The sequence below is a fragment of the Saccharopolyspora sp. genome, from assembly GCF_017434145.1.
GTDB lineage: Bacteria > Actinomycetota > Actinomycetes > Mycobacteriales > Pseudonocardiaceae > Saccharopolyspora_C > Saccharopolyspora_C galaxeae.
In genome coordinates, this window is record NZ_JAFRFW010000240.1 from 1 (window position 1) to 3,448 (window position 3,448).

The following is a 3,448-nucleotide window of genomic DNA, read 5'->3' on the forward strand; positions in this document are numbered from 1 at the left end:
CCGTCGTCGACGCTGCCGCGCCCGTAGAGGCGGCCGTCGCGCACCACCGGCGTCCACGGGTCCAGGCCCTCCGACCAGCCTCCGACCGGCGGCTGCTTGTCCAGGTGGCCGTAGAGCAGCACGGTCTCCTGCACGGCTCCGGCACTGGCCGGGATGTCCACCAGCAGCAGCGGGGTGCGCCCGGGCAACCGGACTTCTTCGAGGTGCGCGCCGGGGATCCCGCGCGCCGCGATCCAGTCGCGCACGTGCGCGATCGCGGCGTCGAGGCGGCCGCCGGCCGCCCAGTCCGCGTCGTAGGCCGGCGATACCGCCGGAATCCGGACGAGGTCGCTGAGGCTGGGCAGCACCGAGTCCTGCCACGCCTGCTGCACGGTCTTGCGCACGGCGGAACGATCCATGTTCGCGATCGTATGCCCGCAGCACGCGCAGCAGGCCCGGCGCTCGCCGCGACCGGAACGCCGGGCACGACCGGCAACGTTGGCAATTTCCAACGGAGGTCGATGATCATTCGCCCGCAGTGTCGGTACCGCGATCGTTCCAAGCACGTCATTCGGACGCCCATTGCTTTGATGACCTGGCGTTTTGGCCTCGCCGACCGCGAACTACGGTGCGCCGCGGGACGATCTCCGGGCGCGTCGCGCGCGGCGTTCGCCCCTGTGGCAGGGCTCACTGATCCGGGGATTTCCGTGCCAGGATTGGCCCAGAGCGATCCAACCGCTCCCGGTCGAGAACCCGCGCGGCCCCAACCCCGGTCGCACGGTCCCGGCCGGGGTTGCCGGGCAGCGTCGCCACAAGCGGCCGCCCGGCGTGACATATAGGAGATCCGCATGTCCCCGGAACACTGGACGCGACCGCTCCGACCAGGAGACGAGCACGACAACGACGTCGCCACCGGCCCCCCTGCCGCTACCGCAGCGAAACCCACACGGGAGCAGGTGATCGCGGGCTTGCGCGCGACGAGCGAAGGTGGAGCCGACCTGGTTCAGCTCCTCACCCCGGAAGGCCAGCGGGTGCACCACCCCGACTTCGGCCTGGACATCGGCGACGAGCAGCTGCGCGGGCTGTACCGCGACATGGTGCTGGTGCGCCGCTTCGACCGCGAAGGCAATGCGCTGCAGCGCCAGGGCCAGCTGGGCATCTGGGTGCCGCTGCTGGGCCAGGAGGCCGCGCAGATCGGCGCGGGCCGCGCGCTGCGCCCGCGGGACATGGCCTTCCCCAGCTACCGCGAGCACGGCATCGCGTGGTGCCGCGGGCTGGACCCGACCGAGCTGCTGGGCATCTTCCGCGGCACCGACCACGGCAGCTGGGACCCGGTGGCCACCGGGATGCACCTGTACACGATCGTCATCGGCAACCAGGCGCTGAACGCGGCCGGCTACGCGATGGGCCAGAAGTTCGAGGGCAAGGTCGGCGACGACGACGGCGAGGCCACCATGTGCTTCTTCGGCGACGGCGCGACCAGCCAGGGCGACGTGCACGAGGCGATGGTCTGGGGTTCGGTCTACGACGCGCCGCTGGTGCTGTTCTGCCAGAACAACCAGTGGGCGATCTCCGAGCCGGTGGAGCGCCAGACCCGCAGCCCGCTGTACGAGCGCGCGGGCGGCTACGGCTTCCCCGGCATCCGCGTCGACGGCAACGACGTGCTGGCCAGCCTCGCGGTCTCGCGCTGGGCGCTGGACGAGTGCAGGCACGGCAACGGGCCGGTGCTGGTCGAAGCGTTCACCTACCGGATGGACGCGCACACCAGCAGCGACGACCCGACCCGCTACCGGCTCGCCGACGAGCTCGAGGCGTGGAAGCTCAAGGACCCGATCGAGCGGCTGCGGGTGCACCTGGTGCGCGAGCAGCTCGCGGATCAGGACTTCTTCGACGACGTGCAGGCCGAGTCCGACGAACTGGCCGCCCGGTTCCGCGAGTTCTGCTTCGCCATGCCCGAACCGGATCCGGAACGGATCTTCTCCGAGGTCTACGCCCAGCCCAGTCCCGAACTGGACGCCCAGCGGGAGGGCTACCTGAACTACCTGGACGGCTTCGCCGACCAACCGCGAGGAGGTGTGCGCTGATGGCCGCGCCCGCGATGGAACGCGCCGGCAACGGCGCCCGCACCGACCAGACGGCGCGGACGGCGACGCTGGCGAAGAGCCTGAACATGGGCCTGCGCGCCGCGCTGGAGAGCGACCCGAAAGTCCTGATCATGGGCGAGGACGTGGGCAAGCTCGGCGGCGTCTTCCGGGTCACCGACGGCCTGCAGAAGGACTTCGGGCAGCACCGCGTGCTGGACACCCCGCTGGCCGAGGCCGGGATCATCGGCACCGCGGTCGGGCTGGCCATCCGCGGCTTCCGCCCGGTCTGCGAGATCCAGTTCGACGGGTTCATCTTCCCCGGCTTCGACCAGATCGTCTCGCAGCTGGCGAAGCTGCACTACCGCAGCCAGGGCAAGGTCAAGATGCCGGTCGTGGTGCGGGTGCCGTTCGGCGGCGGCATCGGCGGGGTGGAGCACCACTCGGAGTCGCCGGAATCGCTGTTCGCGCACGTCGGCGGGCTGCGAGTGGTCGCGTGCTCGAACCCGGCCGACGCCTACTGGATGTTGCAGCAGGCGATCGCCAGCGACGATCCGGTGCTGTTCTTCGAGCCGAAGCGGCGCTACTACGAGAAGGCCGAGCTGGACGTGGCCGCCGAGCCGCCGCCGCTGTTCAGCTCGCGCGTGCTGCGCCGGGGCACGTCGGCGACGCTGGCCGCGTACGGGCCGCTGGTGTCCACCTGCCTCACGGCGGCGGACGCCGCCGCCGAGGAGGGCACCGAGCTGGAGGTAATCGACCTGCGCACGCTGTCCCCGCTGGACCTGGGCCCGGTGTTCGAGTCGGTGCGCCGCACCGGCAGGCTGGTGCTGGCCAGCGAGGCGCCGCCGGAGTCGTCGATCACCTCGGAGATCACCACCCGCGTGCAGCAGGAGTGCTTCTACTCGCTGGAGGCGCCGGTGCTGCGGGCGACCGGCTTCGACTCCCCGTACCCGCCGAGCAAGCTGGAGAAGCACTACCTGCCCGATCTCGACCGGGTGCTCGACGCCGTCGACCGCTCGCTGGCGTTCTGAGGGGAGCGTTCGATGCCGCAGCTCAAGCACTTCCCGCTACCGGACGTCGGGGAATGGCTCACCGAGGCCGAGATCCTCGGCTGGAAGGTGGCGCCCGGCGACGCGGTCGCGGTGAACCAGGTGTTCGTGGAGATCGAGACGGCCAAGGCGGCGGTCGAGCTGCCGTGCGCCTACTCCGGCAAGGTGGTCGAACTGCTCGCCGAGCCGGGGCAGACCGTCGAGGTCGGCACGCCGATCATCTCGATCGACCTGGACCCCGACGGCGCCGACGCGCCTGCGGCGCCGCCCGCGAACGGTGCACCGCAGCGGACCGACCAGGACGCCACGCCGAACCTGGTCGGTTACGGGCCGCAGGCC

Annotated in this window: 4 protein-coding genes; 3 read left to right on the plus strand and 1 reads right to left on the minus strand. The window is 71.2% G+C overall.

Annotated elements, in window-relative coordinates; translation table 11 throughout:
* Positions 1–398 (minus strand): M20/M25/M40 family metallo-hydrolase (locus tag IJH84_RS06810; RefSeq protein ID WP_295141620.1); only part of this gene is annotated, 398 nt, incomplete at its 3' end.
* A 429-nt stretch (positions 399–827) separates the two neighbouring features.
* Here IJH84_RS06810 and pdhA point away from each other — a divergent pair.
* From pdhA to IJH84_RS06825, 3 genes are all read left to right on the plus strand, one after another.
* A complete protein-coding gene (pdhA, locus tag IJH84_RS06815) occupies positions 828–2,063 on the plus strand; it encodes a pyruvate dehydrogenase (acetyl-transferring) E1 component subunit alpha (protein ID WP_295141622.1) in 1,236 nt (411 codons plus the stop codon).
* Positions 2,063–3,091, plus strand: coding sequence for an alpha-ketoacid dehydrogenase subunit beta (locus tag IJH84_RS06820; protein ID WP_200067961.1), 1,029 nt, complete (start codon positions 2,063–2,065; stop codon positions 3,089–3,091). The genes pdhA and IJH84_RS06820 overlap by 1 nt, the downstream gene beginning before the upstream one ends.
* 12 nt (positions 3,092–3,103) lie before the next feature.
* On the plus strand, positions 3,104–3,448 hold a 345-nt coding region (locus IJH84_RS06825), incomplete at its 3' end, for a biotin/lipoyl-containing protein (protein ID WP_295141625.1).